This is a genomic window from Dietzia sp. PP-33 (assembly GCF_033790845.1).
GTDB lineage: Bacteria > Actinomycetota > Actinomycetes > Mycobacteriales > Mycobacteriaceae > Dietzia.
The window spans coordinates 242,027-259,827 of the sequence record NZ_JAMYEI010000001.1; the positions used below are offsets into that span (position 1 = coordinate 242,027).

Below are 17,801 nucleotides of genomic sequence, written 5' to 3' on the forward strand. Positions count from 1 at the left end.
CCGTGAATGTCTGCGGCCACGCGGGGCCGGGGCAATACCGTCATGACATGACCTCTTCCTCCTCCCCCGAGACCCGGCGTCGGCGACCGCGCGTGATCATCATCGGAGCCGGATTCGGTGGCCTCGGCGCCGCCTACGAGCTCACCCGCGATGGCCTGGCAGAGGTGACGATCCTGGAGAAGGCCGACGACGTCGGAGGGGTGTGGCGGGACAACACCTACCCCGGAGCGGCCTGCGACGTCCCGTCGAACCTCTACTCGTACTCCTTCCACCGCAGGACGGACTGGGGCCGTCGCTACGCCGAGCAGCCCGACATCCTGTCCTACATCCAGGAGACCGCGGACCGGTTCGGCCTGCGCGAACTCGTGCGCACCGGCATCGAGGTGACCTCCGCGGAGTTCGACGACGACAAAGCCACGTGGACGGTACATACCGCCACCGGCGAGTCGTTCGAGGCCGAGGTCCTCGTGCCCGCGGTGGGTCAGTTGTCCCGTCCGGCCTACCCGGCCATCCCCGGGTTGGAGACGTTCGCCGGCCCGTCGTTCCACTCCGCCGAGTGGCGGCACGACGTCGATCTGACCGGTAAACGGGTCGCGGTACTCGGCACCGGGGCCTCGGCCATCCAGTTCGTCCCCCGCGTCCGCGAGGTGGCCGCGCACGTGACCGTCTACCAACGCTCCGCGCCGTGGGTGGTACCCAAACCGGACCGCGCCTACACGGACGCCCACCGGACGGCGTTCGCCCGGGTCCCCGGCCTCATGACCGCGATGCGCGGCACCATCTGGGAGACCACGGAGGCGATCGGCCTGGCACTGACCTCCGCGCGGCCGCTCGCCAGGATCCTCAGCGGGCTCGCCCGCGCCAACCTGCGGCTCACCGTCCGCGACCCCCGGCTGCGTGAGGCCCTCACCCCCACGGAACCGATCGGGTGCAAGCGGATGCTGTTCAGCAACCAGTGGTACCCCGCACTCGCGCAGCCGAACGTCGACGTGGTGACCGACACGGTCGCCGAGGTCGTCCCCGAGGGGATCGTCACCGCGGACGGACGGGTACGCCCCGTCGATGTCGTGGTGTACGGCACGGGTTTCAAGGCCACCGACTTCCTGGCACCGATCACCGTGCGGGGCCGCGGTGGTCGGGACCTGCACGAGCAGTGGCGCGAGGGTGCGCGCGCCTATCTCGGGATGGCCGTGCCGGGCTTTCCCAACATGTTCGTGATCTACGGACCCAACACCAATCTCGGGAGCAGCTCGATCATCCTCATGATCGAACAGCAGGCCAGGTACATCCGCCAGGTGGTCGAGGAACTGGCCCGGGCGGATCGGACGGTGGCCGTGGACGTCCGTCGCGAGGTGCACGAGGCCTACGACGACGAGATCATGCGCCGCCTCGGAGAGTCGGTGTGGAGCGGCTGCGACTCCTGGTACAGGGCGGACTCAGGCCGGATCACGACGAACTGGCCGGGACTGGTGCACGAGTACCAGCGCCGCACCCGGACCGCGGATCCGGCCGACTTCGAGACGATCGCCCCCCGTCGCGCCAGCGAGCCCTCGACCATCTGACCGAGCATCTGGCCGAGCATCTGGCCGTGCGGCTCCGGCGCGGTGGCCGTCCCCGTGTCCGCGAAGTCAGCGACCGAGTGCGTGCGAAAGGGCGGCGGCCATCTCCCCGCGCGGCGCCGGGTGCCCGGTGAACAGCTCCACCTGACCGAAGGCCTGGTGGAGCAACATCACGTCGCCACCGACCACGGGGATGCCCGCGGCCAGGGCTGCTGCGCCGGCCGCGGTGGGCCAGGGGTCGTAGAGGACATCGAACACCCGTCGGGCGCCGGCGACCAGGTCCGTGAGGTCCCGCACGCCTGGCTCGGGAACGGTGTTGATCAGAAGGTCTGCCCGCGCGATCTCCCCGATCAGCTCCGGGTCGGTGAGGCCCATGGTGCGGACCCTGAGCCCCAGGGCACGTCCGCAGTCGGCGGCCGGTCCGGCGTTGTCACGCCTGGAGGCCAGGACCACCCGCGTGGCGCCGGCCGCGGCGAGCCCGGCGAGTACCGGTCTGGCGGTTCCACCCACACCCAGGACGACCGCCGTCGGGGCACCCGGGAGGTCCCCGAACGCGGCGAGCGCCCCGGTCACCCCGTCCACATCGGTGCAGTCGGCGTACCAGCCGCTCCCCCGCCGGACGAGAGTGTTGGCACTGCCCACGATCCGGGCGCGGTCACTGACCTGGGACGCGTGGGATAGGGCGGCGAACTTGCCGGGCATCGTGACCGAGTACCCGACCCGATCCGCGGGCGAGGTATCGACCACCGCCGGCAGCCGTTCGGCGTCGCAGTCGATCCGTTCGTACGTCCAACCGTCCAGCCCCAGCGCGCGGTAGGCCGCCCCGTGGAGGACCGGGGAGAGCGAGTGGTCGACCGGATGACCGAGTACCGCGGCCGAGTGCACCGACCCGGTGTCGGCCGGGTCGGCTCCATGGGCGCTAGCGCCCACTGGACAGGACCCCGTTCGCGATCGCCTCGCTCTGGTAGCGCTCGTGCTCGGGGTACTCGTCGGCGAACTTCGTGGTGCCCTGCATGTCCACGGTCACGAAGTACTTCCACTGCCCCTCGGCCGGGTCCTCCATCGCCCGGAGCGCCTCGAGGCCGGGCGAGCCGATCGGACCGTAGGGCAGCCCGTCCATGGCGTAGGTGTTCCACGGGGTGTCCGCGCCGCGATCGGCGTCGGTCGTGGCGATCTCCTGGTCGGCGAGCGCGTAGTTGACCGTCGAGTCGAACTGGAGTCGCATGGGTTCGTCGAGCCGGTTGAGGATCACCCGGGCGATCTTGTCGAAATCCTCCCGGGTGCCCTCCTTCTCCACCAGAGAGGCGGCGGTGACCACCTGGTACGGCGTCAGCCCGATGCGCTCGGCCGACGGCACCAGGCCGGTCTCGTCATAGGCCTCGGTGGACGAGTCGATCAACTGGCGGAGGATCTCGACGGGTTCGGACTGCGGATCGATGTTGTGGATCCCGGGCGCGACCAGCCCCTCCAGTCGACGCACCGGGTCCGGGGCGTTGCGGACCTCGTCGATGGCCCATTCGGGCACCCCCAGGTCGACGGGATCGGCCCGGACAGCCGCGTCCACGATCTCCTGTGGCTGGCGGCACATCGGCGGGCCGTCCGGATCGTCCAGGTCGCGCAGACAGGTCGCTTCGGAGATCTGGGTGTAGATCCCCTTCTCGGTCCCGCCGCCGACCACCACGGTGTCGAGCAGTCGCGCACCGGGGAAGACGTCCATGAATCCGACCCTGTTCCGCGGATCCGCCAGGGTCTCCACGGCCGCCTCGGCGCTCATCTCCTCCCGGACCTGGTAGTAACCCGGTTGGATCCCCTCGACCGACGTGCCGGTCGCGGCGCCGGTGAACGCACGCGTGCTGGCCACGGTGCCGATGTCGTACAGACGATCGCCGACCACGCCGAGGGTGTCCCCGGATTCGACGTGAAGTAGCGCGTTGCCCGTACCCTCCCCCTCGAAGTCGGGCGCGGCGGTCACCTCGTTGCCGGAATTGCGGTAGACCATCACGGCGAAGGCCAGGACCACGCCGATCACGGCCGCAAGCAGTATGAACCGGGTGGTGCCGCTCGTGCGTGAGCGTCCTCGTGCCGCAGACATCGTGCTCCTTCGCCAGGGGTTCGGGGAGCTGCCCGGCGGACAGCATCGCGCTTCCTGGCAGTTTATCCAGCCGCGCCGGTCGGCGCGCCCGTCATCGTCGGGCGCGCCGCGAGTCGATCCATGCCTGTAGGAGCACCACCGCGGCGGCCTGGTCGATCACGCCACGTTGCTGCCGGGTGTTGCGGCCCGCGCCGTGGAGCGCCGCCCCGGCGGTGACGGTGGTCAGTCGCTCGTCCACGAACTCGACCCTGGACTCCGGGGAGGCGGTCAGGAAGGCGTCGACGAAAGACCTCGCCATCGCCGTGGACGCGGTGTCCCGACCCTTCAGCGAGGTGGGCAGACCCACGATCACGCCGATGGCGTCGTACTCCTCCACGAGCTCGCCGAGACGCCTGATCTCGGCGGTCCAGTCGGGGTCACCACTGGTGACGCGGATGGTTTCTACAGGTGTAGCGAGAATGCCGTCGGGATCGCAGGTGGCCACGCCGATCCGCGCGGTCCCCACGTCCAAGCCCAGTCGCCGCCCGCGGATCCACCCGATCCCGGGGTCGGCGGGATCGCCGCCCTCACCGGTCACCCGGCGTCCCGCACGGTCTCACGCAACGCGGAGACCGCCGACTCGACCCCCGACGGGTCGGTGCCCGCGCCCTGCGCCATGTCGGCCTTTCCGCCGCCGCGGGCGCCCAGGGCGGTTGAGATCGCCTTGACCAGGTCACCGGCCCTGAGCCCGCGTTCCTGGGCGGCGGGGCTCACGGCGATCACGAACGGGACCTTGTCCCGCCCCGGGGCCGTCAGGAACACGACGCCGGGGTCCCCGCCGAGTCGGCCCTTGAGGTCGGAGGCGAGAGTCCGCAGGTCGCCCGCGGCGCCGTCCGGCGTGGAGTGGGAGAGGAAACGGATCCCGCCGAGGTCCTCTGCTGAGGAGAGCAGGTTCCCGGCCTGCGAGGCCAGCTGCGCGGCGCGCAGTGCCTCGAGGTTCTTCTCCGCCTCCCGCAGCTTGGCGGTCAGGGCGGCCACCCGGTCGGGGAGCTCGTCGGTCGGGGCCTTGAGCGAGGCGGCCAGCCCGGACACGAGCGCGCGCTCGCGGGCCTGGTGTCGGTAGGCGTCCATCCCGACATACGCCTCCACCCGGCGGATCCCCGAGCCGACCGAGGCCTCACCGAGCAGGCTCACCGGGCCGATCTGAGCGGAGCTCGACACGTGCGTGCCGCCGCACAGTTCCATGGAGAACGGGCCGCCGATCTCCACCACGCGGACCAGGGACCCGTAGTTCTCGCCGAACAGGGCCATCGCCCCCATGCGCCGCGCCTCGTCGAGACTGGTCTCGATGGTGTTCACGCCGTAGTCGGCATCGACGGCCGCGTTCGTGATCTCCTCGACCCGGGCCAACACGTCGGACGGGATCGAGCCCGTCCAGTTGAAGTCGAACCGCATGTAGCCGGGCTTGTTGAGGGAGCCGGCCTGCACGGCCTCCGGGCCGAGGACCTCGCGCAGGGCCGCGTGGACGAGGTGAGTGGCCGAGTGTCCCTGGGTGGCGCCCTTGCGCCACTCGGGGTCGACCGACGCCGTGACGAGCTGCCCGGCCTCGACCTCGCCGCCCGTGAGCACACCCTTGTGCACCCAGAGCTTCTTGCCGATCTTCTGTACGTCGTCGACCTGCATCTGGAACCCGGCGGTGGAGATCATCCCGCGATCACCCAGCTGTCCTCCGGCCTCGGCGTAGAACGGCGTCCGGTCGAGGACGAACTCGACCCGGTCGCCCTCCCTGGCGAGGTGTACGGACTCCCCACCGGCGACGATGCCGAGCAGGGTCGACTCGTCGGTGAGCTCGGTGAAACCCGTGAACACGGTCTCGCCGGCGTCGAGGAAACCGCGGTACACAGACAGGTCGGCGTGGGCGTGCTTCTTGGAGCGGGAGTCCGCCTTGGCCCTGGCCCGTTGCTCGGCCATGAGCGAGCGGAACCCCTCCTCGTCGACCTTCAGACCGGCCTCGGCCGCCATCTCGAGCGTCAGGTCGATCGGGAAACCGTGGGTGTCGTGGAGCGCGAACGCCTGATCGCCGGAGAGGGTCCCGCCGCCGGCGCTCCTGGACGTCTCCGCGGCGCGTTCGAACAGCTGGGTCCCCGACTCGAGGGTCTTGAGGAATGCGGCCTCCTCGGCCACCGCGATCCGCTCGATGCGCTCGTAGCCCGCCACCGTCTCGGGGAACGAGGGGCCGATGGCGTCCCTGACCGTCGCCATGAGCGCAGCCATCGCCTCTCCGCTCGCACCGAGCAGACGGACGGATCGCACGATCCGGCGAAGCAGGCGCCGCAGGATGTACCCACGTCCCTCGTTGCCGGGGGTCACGCCGTCGGAGATGAGCATGTACGCCGTCCGCGCATGGTCGGCGATCACCCGGAACCGCACGTCAGACGCGTGATCGCGCCCGTATTCCGTACCGGAGAGACGTTGTGCCGTGTCGATCACGGGTCGGAGCAGGTCGGTCTCGTAGACGTTCTCGACCCCCTGGAGGAGAAACGCGACCCGCTCGACGCCCATCCCGGTGTCGATGTTCTGCTTGGGAAGCGGTCCCAGGATCTCGAAGGCGTCCTTGCCCGTGCCCTCACCCCGCTCGTTCTGCATGAAGACGAGGTTCCAGATCTCGATGTAGCGATCCTCGTCGGCCTCCGGCCCGCCCTCGACCCCGTACGCCGGGCCACGGTCGTAGAAGATCTCCGAGCACGGGCCACAGGGCCCGGGCACGCCCATGGACCAGTAGTTGTCCGCCATGCCCCGGCGCTGGATGCGACCCTCGGGGATGCCGACCACGTCACGCCAGATGCCGTAGGCCTCGTCGTCGTCGAGATACACGGTCACCCACAGCAGCTCCGGGTCGATACCGAACCCGCCGTCCTCCACGGATGAGGTGAGCAGTGACCACGCGTGGCGGATCGCCCCGTCCTTGAAGTAGTCGCCGAACGAGAAGTTCCCGGCCATCTGGAAGAAGGTGTTGTGGCGGGTGGTGATTCCCACCTCCTCGATGTCGAGGGTGCGCACACACTTCTGGATGGAGGTCGCGGTGGCGTGCTCCGGAGACTCCTGGCCGAGGAAATAGGGCTTGAACGGCACCATGCCGGCATTGACGAACAGGAGATTGGGGTCGTCCAGGACCAGCGATGCGCTGGGGACCTCGGCGTGGCCGGCCTTGACGAAGTGGTCGAGGAAGCGGCGCCGGATCTCATGGGTCTGCACAGGGGGCCTCACTGGTGGTCTTGACGAGGTGGTGGATCAGTCGGCTCATCAGCCTACCGGCGCGCGTCCGGCGTCGAGGAATGGCTGCCACCTCGGATTCGAGGTCGGCTCTCCGCCGGCGCGTCCCGGCCGGCACTCGTACCTCGCGCTCGCCGTCCCGGGGGTGCGGGTGCGGTGGTGCCGGCCCGCCGGTGCTGACAGACGACGTCAGGCACGGACCCGGCAGACTGTGGGGCCCGTGCCTGAACGGCGGTGGAGAAGGGCGACGTGTCAGCGCGGCATCGGAGGCAGGACGATGCCGAAATTGGCGGCCGTGATGAACGCCTCCGGGGGCAGCAGTCCCATGCTGTGTGCACCGGTGCCCCAGACACCGATCGAGGTGGCGACGCTGACGAGGGTCGAGAGTAGATAGGCCATGAGTCCTCCGGGGGAGAGTGGTGGGTATCGATCGCTGTTCGAGTGAACAGGCGTCACAATCCTTTCACGACCGAACCCTGACCGGGTGTCCCATGTCCGCATGAAAACCCTCCGGCACCGGCGGGGACGGGCCTGTTCCGGGGGTCGTCGGCCCGGTCATCCGCCGCGGACGATGGACCGCAGTCTGGCCACCCGCGATCCCAGCTCGCGTTCGTGACCGTGCCCGCTCGCCGAGTAGTACTCCCGCCCGACCAACTCGTCTGGTGGGTACTGCTGCCGAACGACCCCCGCGGCGACGTCATGGGGCAACCGGTATCCCACACCGTTCCCCAGCCCCTTGGCCCCGGCGTAGTGGCCGTCACGCAGGTGCCTGGGCACCTCGCCCACCCCGCCGGCGCGGACGTCGGACATCGCGGCGTCGATCGCTGAGATCACGGCGCCGGATTTGGGGGCGGTCGCCAGGTGGATGGTGGCCTGGGCCAGCGCCAGTCTCCCCTCCGGTAGTCCGACCTTCTGCACGATGTCGGCGGCCGCGTTCGCCGAGAGCAGGGCTGTGGGATCCGCCATCCCGATATCCTCGCTCGCGTGGATCATCAGACGCCGTGCGATGAAGCGCGGGTCCTCCCCCGCGACCAACATCCGCGCGAGGTAGTGCAGGGCCGCGTCGACGTCCGAACCCCGGATGGACTTGATGAACGCACTCGTGACGTCGTAGTGCTGGTCACCGTCGCGGTCGTACCGCACCGGGGCGGCGTCCAGACTCAGCTCCACGATCTCCGGCGTCACCACCCCGTCCTCTGCCGCATCCGCGGCGGCTTCCAGGACGGTCAGGCTCCGGCGCGCGTCACCACCGGAGAGCCGCACGATGTCGTCCACCGCCTCATCGGTGACCTCGACACTGCCCGCCAGTCCCCTCTCGTCCGCCACCGCGCGCCGGACCACCGCGGCCACGCCCCGCTCGTCCAGGCCCTGCAGCTCGGCGATGAGCGATCGGCTGAGCAACGGCGCGATCACCGAGAAATGGGGGTTCTCCGTGGTGGCGGCCACCAGGAGCACGATGCCGTTCTCCACCGCGGAGAGCAGCGCGTCCTGCTGGCTCTTGGAGAAGCGGTGGACCTCGTCGATGAACAGGACGGTGCGCTGACCGTGGATCTGCCGGGTCCGCGCGTCGTCGATCACCGCCCGCACGTCCTTGACCCCCGCACTCAGCGCCGACAGGGCCACGAAGTGCCGACCCGACGTACTGGCGACGAGGTTGGCCAGCGTCGTCTTGCCCGTACCCGGCGGCCCGTAGAGGATCACCGACGAACCGCCCCGGCCCTCGACCAGACGTCGCAACGGGGAATTGGGGCGCAGGAGGTGTTCCTGCCCGATCACCTCGTCCAGGACCCGCGGTCGCATCCGTACCGCGAGTGGCGCCGACGGGTCGACGGGGCCCGGCGCGGACGCGGACGCCGCGCCCGCTCCCGCGTCCCCGGCCGCGAACAGTCCAGCGTCATCGGTCACGCCCCCAGGTTACCGGCCTCCCCCCGACACGGCCCCGGGTGAACAGTGGGCGACGAGCCGCCTGTCGTGACCGCGCACGTCGTCGTCGTCGGGTTGTCTGGAATCCACGTCTACCCCGTGCCGACGCGGTAGACCTGTGATCAGTCGCGCCCTATTTCCGAGGAGCCTCCGATGAGCCGCCACGACGACCCCTGTCTCCGCCCCACCCTGACCCGCCGGGAGGCGTTGGCCGGAGCAGGTATGGTCGCCGCGGCCGGCGCGGTAGGGGTCACCCTGCTCGCCGATCCGGCTCCGGTGTGGGCCACCCCCACCCGGCCTGTGGCCGACGATCTGGATGTCTACGTGCTGGTCACCGACGGGATGAGGCCCGACGAACTGAACCCCGTCCAGGCCCCGACGCTGCACCGCTGGGCCACCGAGGGCACCCGCTTCACACACGCCTCCTCGGTGATGATCGCCGAGACGCTGCCCAACCACGCCGCGATGGTCACCGGGGTCCTGCCCGAACGCAACGGCGTACCCGCCAACTCCGTCTGGGACCACGCCGCCGGCACCGACAGGACCCTTGACCGGCCGGGCGACCTCCGCGGCCCGACCGTGCTGGACCGCATCCGCACCGAGGCCGGCCTGACCACCGCGAGCGTGCTGAGCAAGGACTACCTCCACGGCCTGTTCGGAGGCCGCGCGAGTGTGCAGTGGGCGCCGTTCCCCCTCGTGCCGATCACCGACCACTCCCTCGACTGGTTCACCGTCGAGGCGCTCAAGCAGACCATCACCGATCACTCCCCGCGGATGACGTTCGTCAACCTCGGCGACATGGACCGCTTCGGCCACATGGACCTGTCGGGGACGTCGCTTCGCCTGGCCCGCAACCAGGCCGTGGCCAATTCCGACCACAAACTGTGGGACTTCGAGCAGTTCCTCCGGTCGACCGGCCGCTGGGAGCGTTCGGTCGTGATCGTCCTGGCCGATCACGGCATGGACTGGTCGGAGCCGTTGAACCTGATCAGCGCGGCCGGCCCGATCGAGGCCGACCCGGCACTACGCGGCCGGTTCGGGATCGCCCAGAACGGTGGCGCCGACACGTTCGCCCACCTCGGCCCCCCGCACGAGCGCGACGCCTCCCTGGCGCGGTTGCGCGAGGTGGTCGGGGCGCTCCCGGGGGTCCACCGGTTGTATGATCCGGCCGAGTTGTCCCTGGGCGATCGTGGGGGCGACCTGGTGGCCACGTGCCACCCCGGCTGGCGCTTCTCCGACCCCACCCCGTTCTCCAACCCGATCCCCGGTAACCACGGTCACGAGGTGACCCTGGGCATCCCGTTCCTGATCGGCGGCGGGCACCGGATCGTGCGCCGGTCGGGCATCGTCGACCGCCCGGTCCGCACCCTGGACGTCGCACCCACCGTGGCCCGGCTCTTCGGTCTGGACCACGGCTCGATGGACGGCCGCCCCGCCCTCGAGGCGTTCCGCCTCTGAGGTGCGGAACGTCAGCGGTGTCCGGTGACTACTCGGCCGCCACCGGCTCCGCCTCCGTGCCCTGACCACGCTGCGCCGGCGTGGCGTCGATCCCCGACTCCCTGCGCTGCTGGGGGGTGATCGCCGCGGGCGCATCGGTGAGCGGATCGACACCGCCGCCGGACTTGGGGAAGGCGATGACGTCACGGATGGACTCGGTGCCCGCGAGCAGGGCGCAGATGCGATCCCAGCCGAAGGCGATGCCGCCATGCGGCGGGGCGCCGTAGGAGAAGGCGTCGAGCAGGAAGCCGAACTTCTCCTGCGCCTCCTCCTGGGAGATGCCCATGACGCCGAAGACCCGCTCCTGGACGTCCTTGCGGTGGATACGGATGGACCCGCCACCGATCTCGTTGCCGTTGCACACGATGTCGTAGGCGTAGGCCAGGGCCGATCCCGGGTCGGTGTCGAACGTGTCCAGGTGCTCGGGCTTGGGCGAGGTGAAGGCGTGGTGCACGGCGGTCCACGCACCCGACCCCACGGCGACGTCACCGGCGGCGGTGGCGTCGTCGGCCGGCTCGAACATCGGCGCATCGACGACCCAGGTGAACGCCCACTTCTCCGGGTCGATCAGGCCGAGCTTGTCCGCGATCTCGCCGCGGGCGGCGCCGAGGAGCGCCCGGGTCGACTTGACGGCCCCGGCACCGAAGAAGATGCAGTCCCCGGGCTCGGCGCCGACCTGCGCGGCGATCCCCGCCCGCTCGGACTCCGAGAGGTTCTTGGCCACGGGACCGCCGAGCTCGCCGTCCTCGCCCACGAGGATGTAGGCCAGTCCCTTGGCGCCGCGCTGCTTGGCCCACTCCTGCCAGGCGTCGAGCTGCCGGCGCGGCTGCGAGGCTCCACCCTTCATGACCACGGCGCCGACGTAGGGGGCCTTGAACACCCGGAACGGGGTGTCGGAGAAGAAATCAGTGCACTCGACCAGCTCGATGTCGAAGCGCAGATCCGGCTTGTCTGAGCCGAAGCGACGCATCGCCTCGTCGTAGGTCATCCGAGGGATCGGGGTCGAGATCTGATAGCCGGCGGTGGCCCACACCTCGGTCAGGATCTCCTCGGCGATCGCGATCACGTCGTCCTGGTCGACGAAGCTCATCTCCACGTCCAGCTGCGTGAACTCCGGCTGCCGGTCCGCGCGGAAGTCCTCGTCGCGGTAGCAGCGGGCGATCTGGTAGTACCTCTCCATCCCCGCCACCATGAGCAGCTGCTTGAACAGCTGGGGCGACTGCGGGAGGGCGTAGAACGTGCCCGGCTGCAGGCGAGCGGGGACCAGGAAGTCGCGAGCCCCCTCGGGCGTGGAGCGGGTGAGCGTCGGGGTCTCGATCTCGACGAAGTCGTGGCGGGCCATGACGCCGCGGGCGGCGGTGTTGACCTTCGACCTCAGCCGCAGAGCCGAACCGGGGCCCTCGCGGCGCAGGTCGAGGTAGCGGTGCCGCAGGCGTGCCTCCTCGCCCACCTCGTCATCCAGCTGGAACGGCAGCGCCGCGGCCTCACCGAGGACCTCGAACGAGACCACGTCGATCTCGACCTCGCCCGAGGCGAGATTAGGGTTCTCCGACCCCTCGGGGCGACGGTCGACCACGCCGGTCACGGCCACGCAGTACTCGTTCCGGAGACGGTGCGCGTGCTCGGCGACGTCCTCGGACCGGAACACCACCTGGCACACGCCGGTGGCGTCGCGGAGATCGACGAAGATGACCCCGCCGTGATCCCGGCGGCGCGCGACCCAACCGGCCAGGGTGACGGTCTCCCCTGCGTCGGCGGCTCGGAGCTGGCCGGCGGAATGGGTGCGCAGCACTGCGGTGGTCCTCTCGTCGGGAAAAGTGAAGTGGTCGGCGAACGGCGGACGGACCCACTGCTGATCGAGCAGTCGGCCCCGGGTTCGGACGAAGCCCAGTCTACGTCCACCGGTCGGCGATCCCCGTCCCGGCTTCGGACGGAGGCCGTCAGGTACTGATGAGCCCCGCGACGTGGGCGACGAGCGACTCGAGCGGGACCGGGTGCTGCTCACCGGTAGCCATCGTCTTGACGACGGCGGTACCGGACGCGAGCTCGTCCTCGCCGACGACGATCGTGACCGCGGCCCCGGATCTGTCGGCCGCCTTGAAGGCGCCCTTCATGCCGCGGTCCCCGTACGCCATGTCGGCCCGGAGGCCCGCGCGACGCAGCGCCGCCAGGACGGGGACGAGGGCGGACTTGGCCTCGGACCCCAACGCGACGCCATACACGTCCACGCGACCTCCCGCGGCGGGGTCGATCCCCTCGGCCCGCAGAGCGAGCATCGTGCGGTCGACTCCGATGCCGAAGCCGATCCCGGACAGCGCCTGCCCACCGAGTTGCTCCATCAGCCCGTCGTAGCGGCCGCCGCCGCCAATTCCGGACTGGGCGCCGAGACCGTCGTGCACGAACTCGAACGTGGTCTTGGTGTAGTAGTCCAGTCCGCGCACCATCCGCGGGTTGACCTCGTACGCGACGCCCAGCGCATCGAGGTGTGACCTGACCGAGTCGAAGTGCTCCGCGCTCTCCTCGGAGAGGTTGTCGACCATCAACGGAGCCGCCGCGAGCTGTGCGCGGACCTCGGGTCGTTTGTCGTCCAGGACGCGGAGCGGATTGATCCGGGCCCGCTCCCGCGTCGCCTCGTCCAGATCGAGTCCCGCCAGGAATTCCTGCAGTCGCTCGCGGTAGGCGGGCCTGCAGGAGTCGTCCCCGAGGGAGGTCAGCTCAAGGCGGAAACCGGTCAGTCCGAGTGAACGGAAGGCCTCGTCGGCCACGGCGATCACCTCGGCGTCCAGGGCCGGGTCGTCGATCCCGATCGCCTCGATGCCGACCTGCTGGAGCTGGCGGTATCTGCCCGCCTGCGGACGCTCATAGCGGAAGAACGGGCCCGCGTAGCAGAGCTTGACCGGGAGCGGCCCGCGGTCCAACCCGTGCTCGATCACGGCGCGCATGACACCGGCGGTGCCCTCGGGTCGCAGGGTGACGCCCCGGCCCCCTCTGTCCTCGAACGAGTACATCTCCTTGGAGACGACGTCGGTGGACTCCCCCACCCCCCGGGCGAACAGCGCGGTGTCCTCGAAGATCGGCAGCTCGATGTGCCCGTAGCCGGCGCGCCGGGCAGCGGAGGTGATCGCATCCCGGACAGCGACGAACCCGGCCGAGGTCGGGGGGACGTAGTCGGGCACACCCTTGGGGGCCTTGAGCGCGGTCTTCTTCTCTGTGCCGGTCACGTGTCGTGGGTCCTTAGGGTCTGTCTGTGGGTGGGCGGGGAGCCGTGGGTCTGGAGGTCGCGGGTCTAGAGGTCGCGCAGGAACGGGTTGGACCGACGCTCCCGGCCGATCGTGGTCGAGGGGCCGTGACCGGGGAGCACCACCGCGTCGTCGTCCAGGACGAGGAACTTCTTGGAGATCGACTGCATGAGCACCTCGGTATCGCCCGCGGGCAGGTCCGTGCGGCCGACGCCGTCCTGGAACAACACGTCGCCCCCGAGCACGACCAACCGAGGGCCCTCCTCGGTGTCGACGACGATCCGGAAGGACACCGATCCCGGACTGTGCCCGGGCACGTGGTCCACGTCGAAGGTCATCGACCCGAACGTGACACTGTCGCCGTCGAACACCTCAACGACCTCGGCGGGCTCGGTGAACGTCATGCCCTTGAGCATCGCCGACAGGTCCAGTGAGAGCCCCTTTCCGGGATCGGACAGCATCGCCCGGTCATCGGGGTGGATATAGGCCGGCACGCCGTAGTGGTCCGCCACCTGCCGCGCGTTCCAGATGTGGTCCAGGTGGCCGTGGGTGAGCAGGACCGCGCGCGGCCTCAGTCCCGCCTCGGAGATCTGCCGCCGCACCTGTTCCTCGGCGTCCTGGCCCGGGTCGACGACCACGCAGTCCCCCGCGTCGTCGGACACGATGTAGCAGTTGGTCTGGAACATCCCTGCGGGGAACCCGATGATCTGCACGTCCCGTTCTCCCTTCCTCTTCTCGCCCGCGACGTCCGTCGCAGGCCGTCGGCCGGACTAGGCGGTACACCGGAGTGGTGTACTACCGTCCGGGCCCGACCTGGTAGACAAGACCCCTGGGCCGGAGCGCTGAGGTCTGCTCCGTGAGTCCCCACCGCGGCTTCAGCCGACTGTTCCAGCCTAGTCCAGGTACCCAGGAGGGTCAGTGTCCACCAACCAGGAACGCCGAGCAGAGGCGCGTCAGCGCCTGCGCGAGCAGATGGAGGCGCAGGCCCGTCGCGAGAAGCAACTGAAGATCGTCGCCGCCTCGGTCGTGGTGGCCGTGCTGCTGGGCATCGTCGCTGTGGTGGCGTGGATCAACTTTGACCGCAAGCGGGCCGAGGAGTACGCGGCCAACTGGGTGACGTGCGAGTACCCGACAGACACCGAGACCCCCGAGAGGCTGGACCCGGCGGAGTTCGCCGATCAGGGCCCCGAGGTGGTCGAGGAGGTCCGCGAGTTCAACGCGCAGGTCGACACCATCGACGAGACCGGGCGTGACGCAGAGCCGCCGACGGGTGACCAGGCACGGCAGGGCATCGCGGAGATCACCATCACCACCGACCGGGGAGAGATCCCCGTCACCCTCGATCGTTCCGGCGCCCCCTGCAACGTGGCGAGCTTCGTCCACCTCACCGAGCAGGGGTACTTCGACGACACGGAGTGCCACCGGTTGACCGTGTCCGAGGAGGAGCCGGGCCTGTCGGTCCTGCAGTGCGGGGACCCGACGGGGACCGGTCTGTCCGGGCCCGGGTACTCGGTGGTCGATGAGCCGCCGGCGCCCGATGCCCTCGCACCCGCGGAGGACGGGTCCGGCGCGGCCATCTACCCCCGCGGCACGGTGGCGATGGCCAAGTCGCAGGCGCCCGACAGCGCCGGCAGCCAGTTCTTCCTCGTCTACGAGGATTCGGCTCTCCCGCCGGAGTACACCGTCATGGGCACGGTCGGTGAGTCCGGTCTGGAGGTTCTCGACGACATCGCCGAGACCGGCGTCAAGAGCGACGACCCGACCGACAGGGACAACCAGGTCCCCAAGCGTCCGGTCACCATCGAGAACGCGGTCGTCGACGACCAGTCCGGGCTCCCCGAGAAGTGACCCGACCTGAGCCGGCCGTCCGGCTCAGGTCGACGTCATCCGGTTGACGTCGAAGACCCCCTCCACACCCCGGACCGTCTGCAGGACGTGTCCGAGATGCTTGGGATCGGCCATCTCGAAGGTGAACCGTGAGATGGCCACGCGGTCGTCCCCCGCCGTCTGGACCGAGGCGGACAGGATGTTGACCTTCTCGTCCGCCAATACCTTGGTCACGTCCGACAGCAGTCGGTGTCGGTCGAGCGCCTCCACCTGGATCGCCACCAGGAAGACGGCCCCCGGCTGCGGCGTCCACTCCACCTTGACCAGGCGTTCGGGCTCTCGGTGGAGGGCCGAGGCGTTGGTGCAGTCGGTGCGGTGCACGCTGACGGTCCCGCCGCGGGTGATGAATCCCAACACCTCGTCACCGGGCACCGGCGTACAGCAACGGGCGAGCTTGGCGTGGACGTCCTTCACCCCGCCCACCAACACTCCCGGACCAGCCGGTGCGGGCCGGTTCGAGGTGATGTTCTTGTCCCGCGAACGGTCCGCCAGCTCCTCGGTGACCTCGTCGACGCCCCCGTGGGCGGCGACGAGCCTGCCCACGACGTGCTTGGCCGAGACGTGGTTCTCCCCGATCGCCGTGTAGAGGGCGGTGACGTCGGCGAACCCCAGCTCCCGCGCGATCCCGGCGATCGACTCGTTGGAGAAGACCCGGTGGACGGGAACGCCTCCCCGCCTCACCTCCCGCGTGATGAGATCCTTGCCCCGCTCCAACGCCTCCTCGCGGCGCTCCTTGGCGAACCACTGGCGGATCGAGCTCCTGGCCCGGCCGGACACGACGAACTTCTGCCAGTCCAGGCTGGGCCCGGCGTTGGGGTCCTTCGAGGTGAACACCTCGATGACCTCGCCGTTCTCCAGCGGCCTCTCGAGGGCGACGAGCTTGCCGTTGACGCGCGCCCCGATGCAGCGGTGCCCGACCTCGGTGTGCACCGCGTAGGCGAAGTCCACCGGTGTCGCGCCCACCGGCAGGTTGATCACGTCTCCCTTCGGGGTGAAGACGAAGATCTCCTTGCTCGTCATCTCGAAACGCAGCGAGTCGAGGAACTCGCCCGGGTCGGCGGCCTCGCGCTGCCAACTCAGGAGCTGGCGCATCCAGGCCATCTCGTCGACCTCGGTCGGATCGCCGTGGTGCTTGCCCCTGGTCTCCTTGTACCGCCAGTGTGCCGCGATGCCGTACTCGGCGTTGCGGTGCATCTCGTGGGTCCGGATCTGGATCTCCAGGGGTTTGCCGTCGGGCCCGATCACGGTCGTGTGGAGTGAGCGGTACACGCCGAACCGGGGTTGGGCGATGTAGTCCTTGAACCTGCCGGGCATCGGTTTCCAGGTGGAATGGACCACGCCGATGGCCGCGTAGCAGTCGCGGACGTCCTCACACAGGACCCGGATGCCGACGAGGTCGTGTATCTCGTCGAACTCGCGTCCCCGGACGATCATCTTCTGATAGATCGACCAGTAGTGCTTGGGCCGACCTTCGACCCGGGCCTCGATGTGGGCGTTCTCCAGCTCCGCCTTGACTCGGTTGGTCACCGTTCCCAGGTAGACGTCGCGACTGGGGGCGCGGTCCGCGACCAACCGGACGATCTCCTGGTACTTCTTGGGCTCCAGTATCGCGAAGGCCAGATCCTCGAGTTCCCACTTCACCGTGGCCATCCCGAGCCGGTGCGCGAGGGGGGCGATGACCTCCAACGTCTCGCGTGCCTTCTTGACCTGCTTCTCCGGTGGGAGGAAGCGCATGGTGCGCATGTTGTGCAACCGGTCCGCGACCTTGATCACCAGTACGCGTGGATCATGCGCCATCGCGATGATCATCTTGCGGATGGTCTCCGCCTCCGCGGCCTCACCGAAGTCGACCTTGTCGAGTTTGGTGACGCCGTTCACCAGGTGTGCGACCTCGTCCCCGAAATCGGCGGCGAGGGTCTCGAGCGAGTAGTCGGTGTCCTCCACGGTGTCGTGCAACAACGCCGCCACCAGGGTCGTGGTATCCATACCCATCTCCGCGCAGATGGTCGCGACCGCCAGCGGATGGGTGATGTACGGGTCCCCCGACTTGCGGAACACGCCCTCGTGCTGCCGTTCGGCGAGAGCGTAGGCGCGCGAGAGGAGTCCGACGTCGGCCTTGGCGTGATGGATCCGGTGGACCCGGACGAGGGGCTCGAGGACGGCCGGAGTGGAGGTCACCGTCAGTCCGGAGGTGAGGCGACGAGCCCACCTGGCGCGGACCCGCCTCCCCGCGGACGGACGCGCGCCCGGGACCACGGGGAGAGGCTGTGTGTTGGGCTGGGACGGCTCGGTGTTGGCGGGCTGCGGGCCGGCGCCGGCGTCCCCGGCGGGATCCTGCCGATTCGTCATGCC

The 17,801-nt window shown here is 69.7% G+C and carries 13 protein-coding genes; 3 read left to right on the plus strand and 10 right to left on the minus strand.

Annotated elements, in window-relative coordinates; genetic code table 11:
• Positions 1–47 precede the first annotated feature (47 nt).
• Entirely contained in the window at positions 48–1,562 is a 1,515-nt protein-coding gene (locus NJE57_RS01200) for an NAD(P)/FAD-dependent oxidoreductase (protein ID WP_319026544.1), read from the plus strand.
• A gap of 66 nt (positions 1,563–1,628) precedes the next feature.
• On the opposite strand, the gene NJE57_RS01205 is transcribed toward NJE57_RS01200, so the two are convergent.
• The 6 genes from NJE57_RS01205 to NJE57_RS01230 all read right to left on the minus strand — a co-directional run bounded on the left by NJE57_RS01205 (position 1,629) and on the right by NJE57_RS01230 (position 8,808).
• The gene (locus NJE57_RS01205) at positions 1,629–2,489 is read right to left on the minus strand and encodes a shikimate dehydrogenase (protein WP_319026545.1); all 861 of its coding nucleotides are present in this window, start codon (positions 2,487–2,489) and stop codon (positions 1,629–1,631) included.
• A complete protein-coding gene (gene mltG, locus NJE57_RS01210; protein ID WP_319026546.1) occupies positions 2,479–3,651 on the minus strand; it encodes an endolytic transglycosylase MltG in 1,173 nt (390 codons plus the stop codon). Before mltG ends, NJE57_RS01205 begins: the two co-directional genes overlap by 11 nt.
• Positions 3,652–3,742: 91 nt before the next feature.
• On the minus strand, positions 3,743–4,228 hold the full coding sequence (gene ruvX, locus NJE57_RS01215; protein ID WP_319026547.1) for a Holliday junction resolvase RuvX: 486 nt from the start codon (positions 4,226–4,228) through the stop codon (positions 3,743–3,745).
• Positions 4,225–6,885 carry an alanine--tRNA ligase gene (gene alaS / locus NJE57_RS01220; RefSeq protein ID WP_319026548.1) on the minus strand — a complete coding sequence of 887 codons (2,661 nt, stop codon included), beginning with the start codon at positions 6,883–6,885 and terminating at the stop codon, positions 4,225–4,227. Before alaS ends, ruvX begins: the two co-directional genes overlap by 4 nt.
• Positions 6,886–7,155: 270 nt before the next feature.
• Positions 7,156–7,302 (minus strand): hypothetical protein, encoded by a 147-nt coding sequence (locus NJE57_RS01225; RefSeq protein ID WP_319026549.1) that lies wholly within the window; start codon positions 7,300–7,302, stop codon positions 7,156–7,158.
• A 156-nt stretch (positions 7,303–7,458) separates the two neighbouring features.
• Positions 7,459–8,808, minus strand: coding sequence for a replication-associated recombination protein A (locus tag NJE57_RS01230; protein WP_319026550.1), 1,350 nt, complete (start codon positions 8,806–8,808; stop codon positions 7,459–7,461).
• Between the two features lie 171 nt (positions 8,809–8,979).
• On the opposite strand from NJE57_RS01230, the gene NJE57_RS01235 reads away from it, so the two are divergent.
• Positions 8,980–10,284, plus strand: coding sequence for an alkaline phosphatase family protein (locus NJE57_RS01235; protein WP_319026551.1), 1,305 nt, complete (start codon positions 8,980–8,982; stop codon positions 10,282–10,284).
• A gap of 28 nt (positions 10,285–10,312) precedes the next feature.
• Here NJE57_RS01235 and aspS read toward each other — a convergent pair whose 3' ends face one another.
• The 3 genes from aspS to NJE57_RS01250 form a co-directional block, all read right to left on the minus strand.
• Positions 10,313–12,115 (minus strand): aspartate--tRNA ligase, encoded by a 1,803-nt coding sequence (aspS, locus tag NJE57_RS01240; RefSeq protein WP_319026552.1) that lies wholly within the window; start codon positions 12,113–12,115, stop codon positions 10,313–10,315.
• Positions 12,116–12,263: 148 nt separating this feature from the next.
• Entirely contained in the window at positions 12,264–13,544 is a 1,281-nt protein-coding gene (hisS, locus tag NJE57_RS01245) for a histidine--tRNA ligase (protein ID WP_319026553.1), read from the minus strand.
• A 65-nt stretch (positions 13,545–13,609) separates the two neighbouring features.
• Entirely contained in the window at positions 13,610–14,275 is a 666-nt protein-coding gene (locus tag NJE57_RS01250) for an MBL fold metallo-hydrolase (protein ID WP_319026554.1), read from the minus strand.
• Positions 14,276–14,480: 205 nt separating this feature from the next.
• Between NJE57_RS01250 and NJE57_RS01255 the strand changes: the two genes are divergently transcribed.
• On the plus strand, positions 14,481–15,410 hold the full coding sequence (locus NJE57_RS01255) for a peptidylprolyl isomerase (protein WP_319026555.1): 930 nt from the start codon (positions 14,481–14,483) through the stop codon (positions 15,408–15,410).
• A 24-nt stretch (positions 15,411–15,434) separates the two neighbouring features.
• Here NJE57_RS01255 and NJE57_RS01260 read toward each other — a convergent pair whose 3' ends face one another.
• The gene (locus NJE57_RS01260) at positions 15,435–17,798 is read right to left on the minus strand and encodes a bifunctional (p)ppGpp synthetase/guanosine-3',5'-bis(diphosphate) 3'-pyrophosphohydrolase (RefSeq protein ID WP_319026556.1); all 2,364 of its coding nucleotides are present in this window, start codon (positions 17,796–17,798) and stop codon (positions 15,435–15,437) included.
• Positions 17,799–17,801 lie beyond the last annotated feature (3 nt).